This window comes from Vibrio chagasii (genome assembly GCA_041879415.1).
GTDB lineage: Bacteria > Pseudomonadota > Gammaproteobacteria > Enterobacterales > Vibrionaceae > Vibrio.
Genome location: CP090851.1, coordinates 2,910,069 through 2,929,349 on the forward strand (window position 1 = coordinate 2,910,069; position 19,281 = coordinate 2,929,349).

Annotated in this window: 13 protein-coding genes and 5 tRNA genes; 6 read left to right on the top strand and 12 right to left on the bottom strand. The window is 44.2% G+C overall.

Annotation, left to right across the window (positions count from 1 at the left end; genetic code table 11):
* Window positions 1–24: 24 nt before the first annotated feature.
* The 3 genes from L0991_13060 (at window position 25) to L0991_13070 (ending at window position 4,965) form a co-directional block, all read left to right on the top strand.
* Complete coding sequence (locus L0991_13060) at window positions 25–2,520, top strand: AAA family ATPase (protein XGB62303.1); 2,496 nt, start codon at window positions 25–27, stop codon at window positions 2,518–2,520.
* Between the two features lie 356 nt (window positions 2,521–2,876).
* On the top strand, window positions 2,877–4,571 hold the full coding sequence (locus L0991_13065) for a hypothetical protein (GenBank protein XGB62304.1): 1,695 nt from the start codon (window positions 2,877–2,879) through the stop codon (window positions 4,569–4,571).
* Window positions 4,572–4,713: 142 nt separating this feature from the next.
* Window positions 4,714–4,965, top strand: a complete 252-nt coding sequence (locus tag L0991_13070) for a DUF6482 family protein (protein XGB62305.1) — start codon at window positions 4,714–4,716, stop codon at window positions 4,963–4,965.
* A 65-nt stretch (window positions 4,966–5,030) separates the two neighbouring features.
* Here L0991_13070 and L0991_13075 read toward each other — a convergent pair whose 3' ends face one another.
* The 11 genes from L0991_13075 to L0991_13125 all read right to left on the bottom strand — a co-directional run bounded on the left by L0991_13075 (window position 5,031) and on the right by L0991_13125 (window position 14,562).
* Window positions 5,031–6,272, bottom strand: a complete 1,242-nt coding sequence (locus L0991_13075; GenBank protein XGB62306.1) for an NADH:ubiquinone reductase (Na(+)-transporting) subunit B — start codon at window positions 6,270–6,272, stop codon at window positions 5,031–5,033.
* A 217-nt stretch (window positions 6,273–6,489) separates the two neighbouring features.
* Window positions 6,490–7,434 carry an SPOR domain-containing protein gene (locus L0991_13080; protein ID XGB62307.1) on the bottom strand — a complete coding sequence of 315 codons (945 nt, stop codon included), beginning with the start codon at window positions 7,432–7,434 and terminating at the stop codon, window positions 6,490–6,492.
* Window positions 7,435–7,621: 187 nt separating this feature from the next.
* On the bottom strand, window positions 7,622–8,560 hold the full coding sequence (locus L0991_13085) for an ABC transporter permease (protein XGB62308.1): 939 nt from the start codon (window positions 8,558–8,560) through the stop codon (window positions 7,622–7,624).
* 2 nt (window positions 8,561–8,562) lie between these two features.
* Complete coding sequence (locus L0991_13090) at window positions 8,563–9,540, bottom strand: ABC transporter permease (protein ID XGB62309.1); 978 nt, start codon at window positions 9,538–9,540, stop codon at window positions 8,563–8,565.
* A gap of 178 nt (window positions 9,541–9,718) precedes the next feature.
* Window positions 9,719–11,272 carry an ABC transporter substrate-binding protein gene (locus L0991_13095; GenBank protein ID XGB62310.1) on the bottom strand — a complete coding sequence of 518 codons (1,554 nt, stop codon included), beginning with the start codon at window positions 11,270–11,272 and terminating at the stop codon, window positions 9,719–9,721.
* 94 nt (window positions 11,273–11,366) lie between these two features.
* On the bottom strand, window positions 11,367–13,094 hold the full coding sequence (locus L0991_13100; protein XGB62311.1) for an ABC transporter ATP-binding protein: 1,728 nt from the start codon (window positions 13,092–13,094) through the stop codon (window positions 11,367–11,369).
* 903 nt (window positions 13,095–13,997) lie between these two features.
* Window positions 13,998–14,074, bottom strand: a tRNA-Pro gene (locus L0991_13105).
* 10 nt (window positions 14,075–14,084) lie between these two features.
* Window positions 14,085–14,160, bottom strand: a tRNA-His gene (locus L0991_13110).
* Window positions 14,161–14,206: 46 nt separating this feature from the next.
* Window positions 14,207–14,283: transfer RNA gene (locus tag L0991_13115), tRNA-Pro, on the bottom strand.
* A gap of 76 nt (window positions 14,284–14,359) precedes the next feature.
* Window positions 14,360–14,435 (bottom strand) — tRNA-His (locus L0991_13120).
* A gap of 50 nt (window positions 14,436–14,485) precedes the next feature.
* A tRNA-Arg gene (locus tag L0991_13125) sits at window positions 14,486–14,562 on the bottom strand.
* Window positions 14,563–14,860: 298 nt separating this feature from the next.
* Here L0991_13125 and L0991_13130 point away from each other — a divergent pair.
* A complete protein-coding gene (locus tag L0991_13130; GenBank protein XGB62312.1) occupies window positions 14,861–15,274 on the top strand; it encodes a cytochrome c5 family protein in 414 nt (137 codons plus the stop codon).
* 97 nt (window positions 15,275–15,371) lie between these two features.
* Here L0991_13130 and rep read toward each other — a convergent pair whose 3' ends face one another.
* Entirely contained in the window at window positions 15,372–17,390 is a 2,019-nt protein-coding gene (rep, locus tag L0991_13135) for a DNA helicase Rep (GenBank protein ID XGB62313.1), read from the bottom strand.
* Window positions 17,391–17,570: 180 nt separating this feature from the next.
* Here rep and L0991_13140 point away from each other — a divergent pair, with 180 nt between their 5' ends.
* Both L0991_13140 and L0991_13145 read left to right on the top strand, forming a co-directional pair.
* Window positions 17,571–18,152, top strand: coding sequence for a TetR/AcrR family transcriptional regulator (locus tag L0991_13140; protein ID XGB63903.1), 582 nt, complete (start codon window positions 17,571–17,573; stop codon window positions 18,150–18,152).
* A gap of 18 nt (window positions 18,153–18,170) precedes the next feature.
* Window positions 18,171–19,277 carry an efflux RND transporter periplasmic adaptor subunit gene (locus tag L0991_13145; GenBank protein ID XGB62314.1) on the top strand — a complete coding sequence of 369 codons (1,107 nt, stop codon included), beginning with the start codon at window positions 18,171–18,173 and terminating at the stop codon, window positions 19,275–19,277.
* Window positions 19,278–19,281 lie beyond the last annotated feature (4 nt).

The following is a 19,281-nucleotide window of genomic DNA, read 5'->3' on the forward strand; positions in this document are numbered from 1 at the left end:
CGATCTATCTATCTTGTAGAGCTAATGCGCGGCGCACTTGAAGCGGCTGAAGATAATGAACCAGTAATCACCCTTGAGAACGAAAAAAGTGAATGGTCATGGGCTAAATTAAATAATTTAACACTTGGGCCATTTCGAGGTTTTCGTACTCCAGAACCATTTGATTTATCGAAGCAGATAACCCTTTTCTATGGCCCAAATGGAAGTGGAAAAACCAGCCTTTGTGAAGGACTTGAGTATGCTTTACTGGGTGAAGTGGAAGAGGCTGGTAGTAAACGTATTGCTGCAAATACATATTTAAAGAATGTCATTGAAAATAGATTCGAGGTGCCGCAACTAACTGCCATCAATCATGAGGGTGAGGAAGTAAACGTCGTTTCTAATCCTGAAAGTTACCGATTCTGTTTTGTTGAAAGAAATCGCATCGACTCATTCTCTAGAATGGCAGCACGCCCCAACGGACAGCGTGCGGAGTTGATAGCCACTCTATTCGGAATGGATCAATTCAGCGATTTTGTAAGCCATTTCAACGAGAGTATTGATGGGCAGCTCGTACTCACCAATGAACACCAAACGACTCTCACCGCTCGTAAAGCTACTCTTACTGCTGACCAAGCACTTGTTGCAAATGAGGCAGCTTCACTTGCTAACCTAACAAATGAAGAACAGGCACTAGCACTTACCTATAGTGATGAGACTACATACGAATCTTTAAAGCTACTGATTGGCTCAGACGAAAAACCTAGTCGCATACATGAACTGAATCAACTAATTGAAACTATTCCTCCTGCGCAAATTGGACTAACACTCCCAAAAATCAGTGAAACACTAGATAGCGTCCAGACCCTAAGTGATAGCCTTAATGAAATCACGACCGCCCTCCACACAATGAGCGACCAAGTTTCTTATAAAGCTCTCTACAATTCTATTCTAGAGCTTCAAGAAATAACTGGTGACCGATGTCCTGCTTGCAATACACCTTTAACAGGAGAATCAAGTGTACGAGAAAACCCATTTGAAAAAGCGACTAGTGGGCTAGAACAATTAAGGGAGTTGACAGTTCTGCAAGAGCAAAAGCAGGAAAAGCAAATTGCGCTAGAGCGAGCCTCTAGAACGCTTCGTAATACACTAAAAACTATCCATTCATTCCTTAACGGCGAAAGTAAAGATTTTGCCCCACTTAAGCAGTATTTAGAACAACTTCCTGATGAACCAACAGATATATGGTGGCTAGATATCTACCCAAAAACAGAGGAGGCCAGACTAAATAACAGCCTTCTAAGCCAACTATATAGCATTGTAGGACTAATATCTCAGCAGGATGAACAGTCACAGCTAGCTGAACAACAACGTCAAATACACATTGAGGAACGCCAAACATTAATCCAGTATCAGCTTCGCGTTCAAGCACAAGACCTTAAGCGACAACAACTCTTAAACGAATTACAGGCCGCGAAACGGCGTATTGAAGAGTTTGATGAAGCAAATGCTGAATTGATCGCTCTTGCTGAGCAAGAAAAAGCCAATATTGAAAGAGATCGCCCATACAAAACTTGTTATGACCAATTCCTTGAGGCACTTAAGGTGTACAGGTCAGAGCTTCCAGCTCAGTTAATGGAAGGACTAAATGAAGCTACTATGGAGTTATACAACTCTTTTAATCGTAGTGATCGTGAGGAAGATAAGCTTGCAGCATTACACCTCCCAATAGACGGAAATGGAAAGATTGAAATTTGTTTTAAAGGTAATCTAGAGAACAGTGTCGATGCTCTACATGTCCTTAGTGAAGGACATATCCGCTGTTTAGGGCTAGCAATTTTGCTAGCGAAAGCCAAAAGCATAGGATGCCCTGTAATTGTGTTTGATGATGCTATCAATGCAATAGATCACGATCATAGAGGCGGGATTCGAGAAACAATATTTGAAAGTGATAATTTTGAAGAGCATCAATTGATTGTTACTTGCCATAGCAATGAGTTTATTAAAGATATCCAACAACACTTGCCCGTCCAAAAACGAAATGACTGTAAGGTTTATGTGCTCCGCCATCACAATGGAAACTACCAGCCGAGAGTTGTAGGTAATATCCCAAGCGCTAATTACATTGCCAAGGCTAGAGCTGCAAAAGATGTTTTAAATGATAGAGATGCTCTATCTGCGTCAAGACAAGCTTTAGAAATGATATCGGAAAAAGTATGGAGATGGCTTGGAAGTCATGGTCATGGTGTACTAAAGCTGATGATTGTTGGCGCAGGAGCTGAGCCTTCTTTAAGAGATCTGTGCAATGCCATATGCAAAAACCTAAGAGACGCCAGAACATTCGAACATCCAAACAAAGCTCCTCTCATCACAGCTTATACGCATATTCTGGGCATTCCCGAAAATAACTTAGTTTGGACTTACCTTAACAAAGGGACGCATGAAGAAGCTGATCGTGATGATTTTGATAGCGAACAAGTTGAAAAAGTTGTCCAAACGTTAGAAGGCATTGATCAGCTAGACTTAAGGCCAAATAGATAAAACTCTGGAAAGTGGTATACTACAGCTCAGTATTTTAGGAAAAGTGGAGATATTTCTCTACTTTTCTGGAAAAGGTCACCAAACCTTATCACATAGAACTTTCCAGATTTTTTACAGAGCCAACCTGTGTTAGTAGTTTGAAACTATGCGTTAACCCTTTGTAAGTCAAAGAAATATTATAAAAAAGCCGACATCTGTCGGCTTTTTGCGTTTTTTACCGTATGGTTCGAATACTTGTTAACCGAACAGTATTTTACCTACTTAACTTGGAATGAAGATCTCACTACAATCGCGCCGCTATAAAATCACACACATAACAACAAAAATAACTCAACTACATAAGGGATGTACGAGTAATGAAAAAAGTGAGTATTCTCGCAGCGGCGATTGCAGTGGCTTTAACAGGTTGTGGTAGCGACAGTTCTAATTCAGGTATTACAACGCCTGAAGAACCATCAACAACCAACAAATTTATCGACGCGGCTGTAGAAGGTATCTACTACAACACTAGCTCTGGCTTAAACGGTGTTACGAACAGTGATGGCGAATTTACCGCTAAAACTAGCGACACAGTTACCTTCTTCATTGGCGGTGAAAACGGCTTAAAAGTAGGTGCTGCATCAAACCGTGATGTACTGACTCCATTTGAAGCGGCGGGTAAATACGCTCGTGCACTTAACCTAGCAATTTTACTTCAGTCTCTTGATAACCAGTTTGGTAACACTTCAGATGAAATTCTGACAATTCCAGATATGCTGCGCGAACCTGATGCTGCTACGTTAGCGAAGATGAAAGATCTAAGCCTAGACGACACTACAAGTGTAACGGACTTCCTAGAAACTGTTGGTGTAGAAGCTGCAAATATCGCTTCAGAAAGCGACGCTCTAACACACATGCAATCTGCATTTGGATCAATGGAACGCGGTGATGGATCAGCAAACCCATTTGCAGAGAAAAATGGAAAATTTGTTCGATACATTGACGTAACCCAAGAACGCCTAGACGGCAATTTTATCTTTGTCCATGCTGATAAAACTCTACCAAACGACTTATTTGAAGCCACACGTGGCATGGTTCAAATGGACTACCAAGTAAACACCGCCAACTTAACTGCTCTAAAGGGGTCTAATGATGCTCAGCTAACAGAAGGTTTTGCTCAGGATTACCTCAACTGTTTAGCTGGTGACCCTAACAACACATTTACATCCCCAAACACATGTAGTGGTACCCCTGTCTCTCATTACGCTTTGGAAGGCAAATTTAAATACTTGCTCGTTGATCCTGATGGTGCTGAAGATTCCGATGAATCTATGGACTGGACAACTGTAGGCAATTTCCTTCCATTCTCAGCAACAACTATTAATGAACTCAATCACTTTACCGCAGATGAAAAGTTCAACGATAGCGGCGATGGTGGTCATTCATGGGTAAACCAAAATATTTCTGGCTCATACGATCCCGTAACTAAGATCTATACTGAAATCACTGAAAAAGAAGAGTTACAAGATAATACCGATTGTAGTTCTGCAAACTGTTCAGTAGACAGAAAAACAAAGCGTGTTGCTTACTACTACGAAATCCCGACAACAGACTCTGAACGTTACGTAGATTTCACTGGTACATGGGAAACTAAAGAGTACTGTGACAATGGCGAAGTTGCAGTGAGTACTATGGTATTCGGCGCGACAAAAGTAACGACATCAGGTTCTGAATGTGGCAGCGAAAACGGCGGTCAATCTTCGCCAGAAGATATGGGGCAGTTTGATGCAACTTACGCGGAGTTAGGCGCTATCGATTACTGGTGGTTTGGTCAAACAGATCGAGCTTCTAAAGCGACACTAACAGAACTGAACACTGTAGTTCGCTTCTGCGACCCAGAGAACGGTAATTACGTTGCTGGCTCGTCTTGTGACCCAAGCGATGAATACTTCGTTAAGTGGGAATACCAACCTGCTGGCACCAACTGGGATGAAGGCCTACTTATCCGTCGTAAGATGGATAACCAAGGCAATACCAACGGTCGTGTTAGCATCATGCAGAAAATCAACTAGTCACTGAGTTAGTTTGATGACCTAATCAGAAACCAGAAGCCTTGCTTCTGGTTTTTTCATTTTTAAGCCACATGAACCTTCAAACAACTATTAACGTAGATACCAAAACAAAGACCTATCTAGAACAATAATGGAGTTTGTGATGAACCTACTAATTGAATCATTTGAAGGCGGGATTTATTTAGCTTACCAAGTCGTTGGCGAGCAAAAACGGTTAATTAAAGACGACCACCAGCACCCGATGAAGTTTTTAAGTGTCAATCAAGCGCGTGACCACTTTAGTGATCAAGGTGTATCGTCAGCAACGCTGATACATAACAGCGCTTACGATGAAATGTGTGGCGAACACTGTGGCAATACACAACCATTCGAGATTGATTTGAAGTGGAGTTGAATGGCTTTTATGTTTCTTTATCAATAGAAAGGCTTGCACATCGGCAAGCCTTTTTCTTTAGTGGCTTAACGCACCATGCGTTTTTGCCTACGCTTAATATTCTGTTCTTTCACCATGAAATCAAATAGCGGAGCAAACAGATTCGCGAACAAGATAGCGAGCATGATGCCCTCTGGATAGGCGGGGTTGAGTACTCGAATACCGACAGTCATCACGCCTATCAGAATCCCGTAAGCCCATTTACTGTTGTTGGTGAACGCTGCAGATACTGGGTCAGTCGCCATAAAGAAGGTACCAAACGCGACGCCACCTAATACAAAGTGCCAGTAGAACGGCATCGAAAACATTGAGTTAGTGTCTGATCCAATCCAGTTCAGTAAACTCGACGTCGCCACAAGACCAACAATCACACCAGCCACAATGCGCCAAGACGCTATCTTCATGACAATCAGAATCACACCAGTCAACATAATGAGCAGTGAAGACACTTCACCCATCGATCCCGGAATATTACCGATAAAGGCATCCATCCAAGTGATTGCCTCACCTGTCATGTTATTGATCAGCGACGAGCCACCACCTTCATACCATTGGCTGAGCGGTGTCGCTCCTGAGTAGCCGTCAGCGGCAACCCATACTAAGCCACCGGACATGTTAGCGGGATAGGCAAAGTAGAGGAACGCTCGACCCGCTAATGCAGGATTGAGGAAGTTTCGCCCTGTACCACCGAACAACTCTTTGGCAACGACAATACCAAAGGTTATGCCCAAGGCTGCTTGCCATAATGGGATAGTTGGCGGAAGAATAAGTGCGAACAGTACTGAGCTTACAAAAAAGCCTTCATTCACCTCGTGTTTTCTTACAACGGCAAATAAAACTTCCCAGAAGCCCCCGACCACAAATACTGTGGCATAAACAGGTAAGAAGTAGAGCGCCCCCAAGAACATTTGGCTTCCCCAGCCGCTTGCTACTAACGACGGTGCATCACCAAACGCCCACGATAAGCGCCAGCTGCTGTCTATGATAGAAGCCAGTTCGGCACCGGAATAGGTAGCCGTTAACCCCATCACGGATTGATGACCTACGTTGTACATACCCCAAAACATCGCGGGAAAAGTGGCTAACCACACCAGAATCATAATCCGTTTTAGGTCAATACTGTCTCGGACATGGGTTATCCCTCGGTTCACATTCCCTGGCGTGTAAAATATGGTCGCAAATGCCTCATACACTGGGTAGAGCTTTTCGTACTTCCCCCCAGCTTCGAAGCTAGGAGCCACATCTTCTAATCGTTTTTTCAAACTCATAATCTCAATCACCTTGTTGTTGAGTTATGGTTTTCTACGCATCAACTGCACTATTTGAGCAATTTTTAATGCTTTTTGATCAAATTCATTTGAAGGTGTCTGCCATCGGCTATCTATATGTCGCTTAACAACGTGTCCTAGCCTCTGAATTACAAGGTCTAAAAACAACAAAGCCCCAGCAATCGCTGAGGCTTAAGTAAGGTTTCAATCCGACGAGTTACTTCACACACATCACGTTAAGTAGTGAAGAGCCTTTTAGTTGGTTTACGTTACCATTGGTGAACAGGCCTTTCTTATCCGCTCCCCAATAAGGTAGGTGCATTGGCCAATTCTGGTTTTCCATCACTTTTGAGCCAAGAATGCTCTGCCATTGTTTTTCAGTCATCAGTTTCATGTTGATCTTGTTACATACCAACTCTGCGCTGCCATAATCCAAACGACTCCAAGGCTTACCTTGCTCCATGTAGAACTGCTGCTCATGGTCTAGCAAGTAAGGGATCGCATATTGGCTACCGGCAACATTTGCCGTCACGCGAACTTCAATCTCTAGATCGTTATCTGAATTTTTGCCACTACTTGGCAATGCCTGAATGGCAGCCGCACTGGTAACTGCTGCCGCTGGCTTAGTTGCAGGTTTTACAGGAGCCTTAACCGGTGCAGGTTTTGCTGCTTTAGGCTCGGCCGCTTTTGCCACGATAGGTTGTGATGAGGTCTTCGACTTATCAACCATACGAATAAACGCTTCGCCATAACCTGGCACCTTACGAACCTGAGCTAGATCTTTTCTTGCATCTGAAAATGTAGAGTAAGGACCAATCAAACAACGATAGTCGCCACCCTCAGGTTTCATCCATACGTTGGTCGAAATTTTGCCGTAGAGAGGTTTTGCTTGGCTCAGTGACAAAGGCTTGTTCAGCAGGCCACATTGAACCCAAAACAGCTCATTATCTGAATGACGCTTAGGCGCTTTATTCCCCCAAACACCCTTACCGATCGGACATGATTGCTCTAGCTGTGGTAATTGATTAGTACTTGCCTGAGTAGCATCACATAAAACCGATTCTGCATTAACTTGGCTCGATACCAAGAGGGATGCAGCAATAAGCCCCATACGATAATTTCTAATCACAGCGCGACATACATCATTCATTGTCAATTTCATAACCACCACTTAAACCCTTACGGGTTAATTGTTACCGAATCAATGTCGATAAAACATGAATTCCATTTTAAGTATTATTGACACTATCAATGATACTTAGTTCAAGATCCATTAAGCAAAAAAAGAGCCGTAATTGCTTACGGCTCTTAGTTTAGTGATTTTTTTTACTAAAAATCAAACCAAGCTATCACCCTTTATAAATTTTAGGGTTAAACACGTCACGTAACCAGTCACCCAGTAGGTTGATCACCAGTACTAGCGTCACCAATACGACACCAGGAAAGGCTGTTATCCACCACGCACCAGAGAAAATGTAGTTAAAACCAGTACTGATCAGTGCGCCCAGTGACGGTTGGTCTACCGGTAGGCCCAAACCTAGGAAAGAAAGTGCCGCTTCTGACATGATGGCATTTGCCACCTGTACCGTAGAGATAACCAAAATTGGCGATAAACAGTTTGGTAGAATATGACGGAACATGATACGCGGTGCTCTGAAGCCCATCACGCGTGCTGCTTCTACATACTCTTTCTTCTTCTCAGCCAATACCGATGCACGAATCGTACGAGCATACTGTGGCCATTCGGCAATACCGATGATCACCACCAGCATCACAACCGCATATTGCGCGTAGAAGTCACTGCCAAAACTCGCCTTAAAGATAGCCGAGACAATGATCGCAACCATCATGGTTGAGAACGAAAGCTGAACATCAGCAAAACGCATCAAGAAGCTATCGATACGACCACCGAAGTAACCCGCAGATAGACCAATGATGATACCTAGAGTCAGCTGTAGACCAACGGCTAGGAAACCAATCGTCAGTGATAAGCGAGAGCCGTAAAGCATGGTCGATAGAATGTCACGACCCTGCTCATCGGTACCCAGTAGGAAGCGCTCTTCACCATCTTCCATCCAAGACGGTGGTAGCTCAGAATCCATGATGTCGATAGACGTCACGTCATACGGGTCTGTTGGCGCTAGAATAGGTGCCGCTAATGCCATTACCAAGAAAGCAGTGAAAACAGCAAAGCTGAACATTGCCACTTTGTCACGCAAGAAGTAGTACAGAATGTCTGACTGCTTAAATCGCTCCCAACGAGATGGAGCTGCTGTTGTTTGTTCCATGATTATGCTCCTTTCCCTGTGATGTTCACTGTTGGGTTAATGATGCCGTATAGCAGGTCAACAATGGTGTTCGTTACTACGAAGATAAGACCAACGAAGATAACGTATGCGGTAATCAGTGGTGTATCCACTCGGTTAATCGCTTCAAGGAATAGGAAGCCGGTGCCCGGCCACTGGAAAACGGTTTCAGTAAGAATTGTGTAAGCCACCATAGTACCAATCTGAACACCACCTACCGTTAGTACAGGTAGCATTGTGTTTTTCAGAGCGTGCTGGTAGTAAATCTTGTTCAGTTCCAGACCTTTAGCTTTACCAAACTTGATGTACTCAGAGCTAAGAACTTCGAGCATCTCTGAACGAACCAGACGGATGAAAAGCGGTAGCATGATAGATGCAAGCGCAATACTTGGCAGAACTAAGTGTGCAAGGCCATCTAGCGTTAGGAAACCAGACTCCCAGCCAAACCAGTTTGCCGTTTCACCACGGCCAAACGACGGTAGCCAGCCAAGTTCAATTGAGAAGACGTACATCAGCATGATTGCCGTTAAGAAAACAGGCACAGAGATACCGATACTGCTGCCCGCCATCACCAACTTAGTGAAGAAACTTTTTGGGTGTATTGCTGAATAAACGCCAAGTGGAATCGACAGACAAACGATGATCAGAGAAGCGCCAAACACAAGTTCAAGCGTCGCCACCAGCTTATCTAAGATTACGTCCACAGCTGGGCGTTTAAAGAAATATGAAGTACCAAGATCACCTTGTAGAGCAGCGCCTACAAAGCGAGTGTATTTTGTAATGAAGGGATCATTTAAGCCGAGTTCATCACGCAGCGCTTGACGCTCCGATTCTGACACAGATTGACCGACTAACTCACGCAACGGGTCGCCCAGGTTATCCTGAATGGCAAACGCCACCAAACTGATCACAAACATCACTATCAGTGCCTGAAACAGGCGCTTGACCAGAAACGTAACCATTCCTTGCCCCTTATCTATCCATGACTATCTAATCGAAATCCGCGACTAGATAACAATAATTCAGTCTTAAAAAAGGTATTTAGCCAGACTGAAGGAAGACCAAATACCTAAACTTAAATCTATTTCTTAATAATTTGAGAGCCTGAAAGCTTCAGGCTCTCGATTCTAGCAAGCTAGATTATTTTACAACTAGGTCGCCGAAGTAAGGCATAACCATTGGGTTTACGATATCTGCAGCACCAACGTTAGACTTCGCGCCCCACGCTTCACTTTGCCAGTGTAGAGGTACGAATGCAGCGTCGTTGTATAGAGTTGCTTCAACGCCTTTCAGCATCTTAGAACGCTTAACTGGGTCAGTTTCAGTGTTAGAAGCTTCTACAATCGCATCCATTTCTGGGTTTGCGTAACCAGAACAGTTGTATTGACCACGACCAGTCTCTTCGTTACGAGTCATTGTTAGGAACTCGTTGAAGTTCGCTGAATCTTCAGTATCTGAGTGCCAGCCGATCATCATCATGTCAGCAGAACATAGGTCAAACTCAGGCCAGTACTGTGCTTTAGGCATAGTCTTAAGATCTACTTTGATACCAATCTTAGATAGCATTGCCGCAGACGCTTGCGCTACTTTCGCATCGTTCACGTAACGGTTATTTGGTGCCATCATAGTTAGCGTAAAGCCATCTTCGTAACCCGCTTCTTTCATCAGCTCTTTCGCTTTCTTAAGATCGTAACGAGGAACTAGCTCTTCGTTGTGACCCGCGTAGCCTGTTGGGCTTTGCTGACCAGCAGCTGTTGCGAAGCCTTTCATGATCTTCTTAACGATGCCTTCGTTGTTGATTGCGTGAACAATCGCTTGACGAACGCGAACATCTTTAAGAGCTTCGTTGCTGTTTTGGTTCATTTGGAACGTGATGATACGAGTACCTGGTAGCGTTACTAGATCGATGTTCTTAGCGTTCTTAACACGCTTGTGATCGTTTGGTGCTACAGGGTGAATCATATCTACGTCACCAGAAAGAAGTGCAGCAACACGTGTTGCGTCTTCTTTGATTGGCACAAGTGTTAGCTTGTCTACGTTACCTTCAGACTCTGTGTCCCAGTAATCGTTGAAACGTTCGAACGTTACCTTAACGCCTTGCTCACGCTGCGTTACGATGAAAGGACCAGTACCTGAAACGTTAGTCGAAGCGAACGAGTTACCGTGCTTAACTAGCTCAGACTTGTCTTTACCTTCCGCTGTCTTACCAGAGTAGAACTTGCTGTCCATTGGGAAGATGTAAGTTGCTGTTTGTAGTACTAGTGGGTAAGCCGCTTTTGATACTAGCTCAACTGTGTAGTCATCCACTTTTACCATTTTTTCGTATGGCGTGAAGATTGACTTAAAGTCTGGAGAAGCTTGTAGACGTTCAAAAGTCCACACAACATCATCAGCAGTCAGTTCGTTACCAGAGTGGAATTTCACACCTTTGCGTAGGTTGAAACGGAAAGTCGTTTCATCGACACGCTCCCAGCTAGATGCTAGGCGGCCTTCGAAATCCATCTCTTGAGTGAAACGTACTAGAGGGTCAAACACCATGTGAGACATTTGCAGTGTGCCACCAGACAGCTGCTCGTGCGGGTCAAGTGATACTGGGTCAGCTGCGTAGCCAACGGTAATATCTGCTGCTGCTGCACTAAAGCTTAGGCCAGCTGCCATCAAAGCTACTGCTAATTTGCTTTTCATGGTTTTCATTGCATAACTCCTTCATGCGGGAATCCAGATCCCTAGTTGTTGTATTTGCGTCTGTTTATTGTTGTTAGCAAGCTAAACTCCAGCCTGCTGATTTTTATACCGCGGCTTGTGCCACTGCTTTTTCTTCTCTTAAACCTGTAAATTCAGGCATTAAAGAAATCAGTTGTTTGCTGTATTCATGCTGAGGTGATTGGAACAGCTGCTCTGTAGGCGCAACTTCCAATAGTGTCCCCATCTGCATCACACCAACACGATCACACATTTGGCGAATAACCGGTAAATCGTGACTGATGAACAGCATGGTTAGGTTTAGCTCGTCTTGTAAGTCTTTAAGTAGGTTAAGAATCTGAGCCTGTACCGACACATCCAGTGCCGATGTTGGTTCATCACAAATCAAAAGACGTGGGCGAGTCGCCAAAGCGCGAGCGATAGAAATACGCTGACGTTGACCACCTGAGAATTCGTGTGGGTACTTCACCCCAGCCATTTTGCCTAAACCAACGTGCTCTAGCAGGTCATTAACGATCTGACGAGTTTCGCTTTCGTTGCGAGTAAGCTTATGGAATCGAATAGGTTCAGCAATGATGTCGAATATCTTCATTCGAGGGTTCATTGATGTGTAAGGGTTTTGGAAAACCATCTGCATTTGGCGACGCATTGGGCGACGCTCTTTTTCAGATTTCAAGCCAGTCAGATCAACGCCTTCAAACGTTACCTTGCCCGAGTTTGGCGCGTATAAACCAGCAATTACACGAGCAATCGTTGATTTACCTGAGCCTGATTCACCCACCAAACCAAACGTCTCGCCTTCATGTACTTCAAAGCTCACATTGTTTGACGCCTGAACGTACTCACGACGGCTCTCAAAGAATGAATCTTTAGTGGTGAAACGCAGGTTTACGTTTTCTACATTTAATAGCGGGCCAGTGTAATCACGGTGGTCTTGGCTTTGACCTAACCAGTGATTTTTCACATCAAGAGGTTCCATCTCGTGTGCTTCTTCGATGTAGCTCACAAGTGGGAAACGGTCGAGTTTGCGGTCTGAACGCGGAACCGCAGAGATCAAGCTGTGTGTGTATGGGTGTTCTGGCGTACCAAGCACTTTGGCTGTTGGGCCAAACTCAACCAAGTCACCACGATACATTACGGCTACGCGATCGGTTACGTTAGATACCACGCCCATGTCGTGCGTTACCAACATACAACCTACGTTTTTCTTAATACATAGATCGCGAATCAAACCTAAGATTTGATCTTGGATAGACACATCAAGTGCGGTGGTTGGTTCATCTGCGATGATAAGGTCAGGCTCACCAGCCAATGCAATCGCAATAACCACACGCTGACGCATACCGCCAGAGAATTGGTGAGGATACTGTTTTAAGCGGTTTTCTGGCTGTGGGATACCAACTTGATTCATCAAGTCGAGGGAGCGCTCATAGGCTTCTTGATCAGAAACCTTCATGTTGGCGTGGATCGTTTCTTTTAACTGCTGTTCTACGGTGAATAGAGGGTTAAGAGACGTCATTGGATCTTGGAAGATAAAACCAATCTTTGAGCCGCGAACAGAACGCATCTGTTCAGGAGATAAGCCAGAGACTTTTTCGCCATCCAGAAATACCTCGCCGCTAGCAATGCGACCAGGAGGGCTCAACAGATCGATAACCGCGTTACCTACCGTTGACTTACCAGCACCAGATTCGCCTACAACACCAACAATCTCACCACGTTCAATATTGAACGAAAGCGATTTAACTGCGGCGTGAACTCCATGACGAGATGGGTATTCGATACGAAGATTTTTTACTTCTAAAAGTGACATTACCAGACCTCTACTGCTTTGGCAGCTTTCTGCCCTGTCTGCAAAATTGAATCCATTCTTACCAGAATATTGTTCTGATATTTTATACGGCTGACAATTTGGCAAATAATTCACAGAAAAGCAACAAAAATAGGATAAAAAGTCGACATTAAACGCTTAACAAGCAAAACCACCACATAACTATTCACCACAAAAGCATATAGTAAGAAAAAACAGCATCATACTAGTGGTAATAAATACTCACAAAACCCTTACCACAACTTACTTGTAGAGCTAAAGCCATGGTTAAAAGCAGATCTCACTACCAACCACTAAAAACAAATAATTATTCCAAAAAACAATTAACACTATAGAAACATAATCTAATTTATCTATTTATATCAAACAAAACAACTAAATAGAGTTGCATGAGCCATATTTACAACCACTAATATAGATTAGACAAATGTAAGATAACAAAACAAGCAGATGGATAAATTAGTTGGAATTTTCGACGATTTGGGAGAGGGAAAAATGCTAAATACAGCCATTAATCGACAGTTTTGGGGTTAGGTTTCATTTTTCGTAAAAGTCTCTAGACCAAACTTATCAACCTGTCGAATTTATTAGCTATTAAATTATATAAAATTAGATATAGATCGACCGGTTTAATGAATTGTGGTTTTGTGTGGAGAAGAAGCGGACTCGTAGATAGGCTGAGGAAGAAGAGGTATTCACACTAAACGCGCAACACTTCGAAGAGGCTATTTTTCTTGTACCGTATTTATGGCACGGACGGCTAGTTAAGGCTATTTATAGTGGGTTCGATCGGGTTAGCTCTCAAGCCAACAGCCTTCTGGTCACAAATGCTCTAAATCCTAAACGAAAAAAAGCCCCGTCATTTCTGACGAGGCTTTCTTATAGTGGTCGGTGAAGAGGGATTCGAACCCCCGACCCTCTGGTCCCAAACCAGATGCGCTACCAAGCTGCGCTATTCACCGACAAAATTAATGGGGTGGCTAACGAGATTCGAACTCGCGACCACCGGAATCACAATCCAGGGCTCTACCAACTGAGCTATAGCCACCACTAATTTTTTTGTATAACCGCTTAACGAGCGATTATTGAAATAGTGGTCGGTGAAGAGGGATTCGAACCCCCGACCCTCTGGTCCCAAACCAGATGCGCTACCAAGCTGCGCTATTCACCGACTAGTTTTGTATCGATTCTTGGGATAGTGAATCAACACTGGAAGCCGAAGCTACCGATAATTTGTAAAGAAAGAATGGGGTGGCTAACGAGATTCGAACTCGCGACCACCGGAATCACAATCCAGGGCTCTACCAACTGAGCTATAGCCACCATAATTTCTTTTTCTGCCAATTTCTCGCTTACCGAAGTAAGTGACCGGATGGCGCGCCTGAAAGGATTCGAACCTTCGGCCTTTGGCTCCGGAGGCCAACGCTCTATCCAGCTGAGCTACAGGCGCATGCCCTGTCGGCGGAGTGGAATAATACGTATATCACCCAATGCCGTCTAGTACTTTTTTAACTTTTTTTTCTGTTTGGTCTCTTTTTCGACAGTTAATATGTGATAAACCCCTTATTTGAGTACTACAACCCGCCACAGCTTATAAGTTGTTGTTTATTGCAACAACTTATCGGGATATAATCACCCATTATTTACATTGGTTTAACAGTTGCTCTTTACTGGTTAAAGCCAAAACACCCCTCCAACACTATAATTTGGTAAGCATGTACTTACCTTGGGAATGTAAAGTGAGTTTAATGGATATGTCTCGTCGAATTTTAAGCGTTGTCATCGCAGTTTTAACCTTCTCAACTGGTGCAATGGCTTCAGGCCTAAGTGAAGCAGAGCAAGATGCAATTGCTGAGCGCATCAAACCAGTTGGTCAAGTATACCTAGTCGGCAGTGAGCCAGTAGCCGCTGAACCAACAGGTCCTCGTGATGGCGCAACAGTTTATGGTACCTTTTGTATCGCTTGTCACGCATCTGGCGTAAGTGGCGCACCTAAAACAGGTGATGCTGGTGACTGGGGTCCTCGTATTGCTCAAGGTCGCGATGTTCTAGCTGACCACGCAATCAACGGCTTCAACGCGATGCCAGCAAAAGGTTCATGTATGGACTGTTCAGACGATGAAATCAAAGATGCTATCGAGCACATGATTGCTGGTCTGTAATTTGCCGAGCTATAGTTAAAAATGCCAAATTCAAAAAAGGTGACCATCAGGTCACCTTTTTTATTGTCTTCTATATAGTGCTATATAAAGCAGAACATTACTTCTTATTGAACATCGCTCGAATATTGGCAATATGCGCCTGCCCTTTCTCCATTCGCTCTTCAGCGGACTGTGGCTTCTTCACGCTTTCCCATTCCACATCATCATGTGGTAATTCATCAAGAAAGCGACTTTGTGTTGGTTTAATTAACTCACCAAACTGGCGACGTTCACGACACTTAGTAAAAGTCAGCTCTTTCTGCGCTCGAGTGATACCCACATACATCAGGCGACGCTCTTCCTCAACGTTACCTTCATCAACACTGGTTTGGTGCGGCAAGATGCCCTCTTCTGTTCCCATCAAATACACATATGGGAACTCCAAGCCTTTCGATGCGTGTAGTGTCATTAACTGTACTTGGTCAGCATCGTCATCATCTTCACCTCGTTCCATCATGTCGCGCAGGGTTAAGCGCTGCACAACCTCACGTAGCGACTTCTCTTCTTTATCGTAATTGTCGCCTTCTAAGTCAGCCACAATCCAGCTGTAGAGATCAGACACGTTCTTCATACGCATCTCTGCCGCTTTCGGGCTTGCTGAGGTTTCGTATAACCAATCTTCGTAGTTAATATCACGTACCAAAGCACGAACCGCATCTACGGTATTACCACGCTCTGCATTATCCGAGATACGAACGATCCAATCAGTGAATCGACGCAGGTTCTCCAAGCCTCTGCCTGTTAGGGTTTGCTCTAAGCCCATCTCAAAGCTGGCCTCAAACAAGCTCTTACCACGCATGTTGGCGTAGCTACCTAACTTCTCTAGCGTCACCGGACCGATCTCACGGCGAGGCGTGTTTACAATACGTAGGAAGGCGTTGTCATCATCAGGGTTCACCAATACACGCAGGTAAGCCATGATGTCTTTAATCTCTGCTCTGGCGAAAAACGAGGTGCCGCCAGAGATCTTATAAGGCACGCGGTTCTGCATCAGCGCTTTTTCAATCAAGCGTGATTGGTGGTTACCACGGTAAAGTACCGCGTAATCTTTATACTCAGTACGGTTCAAAAACTTGTGTGCGATGATCTCACCGGTAATACGCTCAGCCTCATGCTCCTCGTTCTTGGCATTCAATACCTTAAGCTTTTCGCCATCCGGGATCTCAGAGAATAGAGACTTCTCATACACGTGCGGGTTGTTGGCGATCAAGATGTTCGCTGCACGCAAGATTCGACTGGTTGAGCGGTAGTTTTGCTCCAGCTTAATTAAGCGAAGGTTTGGATAGTCTTCACCCAGCAACACCAAGTTTTGCGGTTTCGCACCACGCCATGAGTAAATAGATTGGTCATCGTCACCTACTACCGTCAAGCGACCACGTTCTCCAACCAGTAGGCGAACCAATTCATACTGGCTGGTGTTGGTATCTTGGTATTCGTCCACAAGCAGGTAGCGAATACGCGATTGCCAACGTTCACGCACTTCTTGATTAGTTTTAAGCAATTGTACTGGCAGTGCGATCAAGTCATCAAAGTCGAGGGCGTTGTAGGCCTTCATCTGTTTTTGATACATCTCGAAGCAGAACGCAAATAGTTGCTCTTGTTCACCTTGCGCACGTGCTTTCGCCTGGTCTGGCGTCAGCATGTCATTCTTCCAATTCGAAATCGCACTCATCAATGCACGCAGTAAATCCTTATCGCCATCGATTTGTCTTTCAGTTAGCTCTTTTAATAGGGCTAACTGGTCTTGGTCATCAAATAGAGAGAAGCCCGCTTTTAGGCCCAGCGCTTTGTACTCGCGACGAATAATGGTTAGACCCATAGTATGGAACGTCGAAACGATAAGTCCTTTCGCTTCGCCTTTACCTAAGGTTTGCCCTACACGCTCTTTCATCTCACGCGCTGCTTTATTGGTAAAGGTTACTGCCGCGATGTTACGCGCCTTGTAGCCACACTCCTGAACCAAATAAGCAATTTTATTGGTGATAACACGTGTCTTGCCTGATCCAGCGCCCGCTAATACTAAGCAGGGGCCTGAAACATACTTCACGGCTTCATCTTGTCTTGGGTTCAGTTTCATTTGATTCTCTATCTATTCTTACAAGGTCGAATTGGTTGCGCGCCTATAATAATGCTGCAACATCACGAATGCTACGTTCTCTTCTACAAGAATTTTACGTCATTTATGCAAAACTTTGTTGCACATGTGTATGGTTCTTAGGCTATAATGAATGAACGTTCATTCATCGGTGATGTAAATATGACTACTCATGCACCTCAGGATAAACGCCAACAAATACTTTCTGCAGCAGAGAAGCTAATTGCGGAGGTCGGTTTTCAAGGCCTCTCAATGCAAAAACTAGCAAAAGAAGCGGGAGTGGCTGCAGGCACTATCTATCGCTACTTTGATGATAAGGATCACTTGATCGATGACGTTCGAGTGCTCGTAACACAACGAGTAGCAGATGCTGTACAAGACGGAGTTAATGATTCGGATCCAATAAAGCAACGCTACAGAACCATGTGGCTCAACATATGGAACTTAGCGGGAACGAACTTAGCTGCGATTAAAAATCGAGTTCAGTATGACTCTCTACCCATCACAAATAGCCTAAACTTCAGGGAACTTGAACGAAAAATGTTTGCCCAAGTTGAGCTGCTATTTAATGAGGGTAAAGAGCAAGGATTGTTTAAACCGCTGCATAATGAAGTATTAAGCGGCTTGAGCTTAGCGGCTAGTGTCTCTCTAGCGCGAAAGCATTCTTTAGGATTTTACCAACTCGACGAGGCAGCATTAGAAGCTGCAATAGAAGCCAGTTGGGACGCAATAATTAAACACTAGATCGGAGTTTTGACCATAATGAAAAAGTGGACTTTCTTCATGTTACTCATCGCTGTACTGCTTTTCGGCAGCGTTATTGGGTTCAACATGTTCAAACAACAAAAAATTGCTGAGTACATGGCAAACCGCCCTGAACCAGAATTTCCAGTAACGGTTACTGAAGTTCAGCCGATCGATTGGGTTCCGGTGATTGAAGCTATCGGCTTCATTGAACCAAACCAAGGTGTCACGCTAGCAAACGAAACTAGCGGTGTAATCGACCAAATTTCTTTTGAGTCTGGTACTGAAGTTAAGAGCGATCAACTACTTGTTCGCCTTGATTCAGACGTAGAGAAAGCGAACCTTAAGAGTTCTGAAGCTCGCTTACCTGCTGCAAAAGCTAAGTACAAGCGTTACCAAGGTCTATTCAAGAAAGGCTCTATCTCTAAAGAAGCTTACGATGAAGCAGAAGCTAACTACTTCTCTCTTTCAGCTGATATTGAAAGTCTAAAAGCGTCTATCGATCGTCGTGAAATTCGCGCACCATTCGATGGTACTGTTGGTATCCGTAACGTTTACCTGGGCCAATACCTACAATCAGGTACTGATATCGTTCGTTTAGAAGACACAAGTGTAATGCGCCTACGCTTCACGGTTTCTCAAACTGACATCTCTCGCATCAGTGTGGGTCAAGCGGTTGATATCTTCGTTGACGCTTACCCTGAAATCCCATTTGAGGGCTCGATCAGTGCTATTGAACCAGCTGTAAGTGTGCAAAGTGGTCTAATTCAAGTTCAAGCAGACATTCCAAACAATGATGGCAAACTTCGTAGCGGCATGTTCGCTCGCGCTAACATCATTCTGCCTAAATTAGAGAACCAAGTAACTCTGCCTCAAACAGCGATTACTTTCACTCTATACGGCGACAATGTTTACATCCTAACTGAAGAAGACGGCGTTAAACGCGTTTCTCAGCAAGTAGTAAAAGTAGGTGAGCGTACCGCTGATATTGCACACATCCTTGAGGGTGTTAAAGCAGGCGATACCGTTGTGACTTCTGGCCAAGTACGTCTAAGTAACGGTGCCAAAGTTAAGGTTGTGGAAAGTGATGCAATCACACCACCATCAGAAACACCTAAGCTGTAACTGG

What these genes read in the sequence shown, in the direction of transcription:
- rep (XGB62313.1), bottom strand. Translation starts at nt 17,390, where the DNA reads ATGAAACTGAACCCAAGACAAGATGAAGCCGTGAAGTATGTTTCAGGC.
- L0991_13070 (XGB62305.1), top strand. Translation starts at nt 4,714, where the DNA reads ATGAACCTACTAATTGAATCATTTGAAGGCGGGATTTATTTAGCTTAC.
- L0991_13090 (XGB62309.1), bottom strand. Translation starts at nt 9,540, where the DNA reads ATGGTTACGTTTCTGGTCAAGCGCCTGTTTCAGGCACTGATAGTGATG.
- L0991_13060 (XGB62303.1), top strand. Translation starts at nt 25, where the DNA reads ATGCGCGGCGCACTTGAAGCGGCTGAAGATAATGAACCAGTAATCACC.
- L0991_13080 (XGB62307.1), bottom strand. Translation starts at nt 7,434, where the DNA reads ATGAAATTGACAATGAATGATGTATGTCGCGCTGTGATTAGAAATTAT.
- L0991_13130 (XGB62312.1), top strand. Translation starts at nt 14,861, where the DNA reads ATGGATATGTCTCGTCGAATTTTAAGCGTTGTCATCGCAGTTTTAACC.
- L0991_13075 (XGB62306.1), bottom strand. Translation starts at nt 6,272, where the DNA reads ATGAGTTTGAAAAAACGATTAGAAGATGTGGCTCCTAGCTTCGAAGCT.
- L0991_13140 (XGB63903.1), top strand. Translation starts at nt 17,571, where the DNA reads ATGACTACTCATGCACCTCAGGATAAACGCCAACAAATACTTTCTGCA.
- L0991_13100 (XGB62311.1), bottom strand. Translation starts at nt 13,094, where the DNA reads ATGTCACTTTTAGAAGTAAAAAATCTTCGTATCGAATACCCATCTCGT.
- L0991_13085 (XGB62308.1), bottom strand. Translation starts at nt 8,560, where the DNA reads ATGGAACAAACAACAGCAGCTCCATCTCGTTGGGAGCGATTTAAGCAG.
- L0991_13095 (XGB62310.1), bottom strand. Translation starts at nt 11,272, where the DNA reads ATGAAAACCATGAAAAGCAAATTAGCAGTAGCTTTGATGGCAGCTGGC.
- L0991_13145 (XGB62314.1), top strand. Translation starts at nt 18,171, where the DNA reads ATGAAAAAGTGGACTTTCTTCATGTTACTCATCGCTGTACTGCTTTTC.
- L0991_13065 (XGB62304.1), top strand. Translation starts at nt 2,877, where the DNA reads ATGAAAAAAGTGAGTATTCTCGCAGCGGCGATTGCAGTGGCTTTAACA.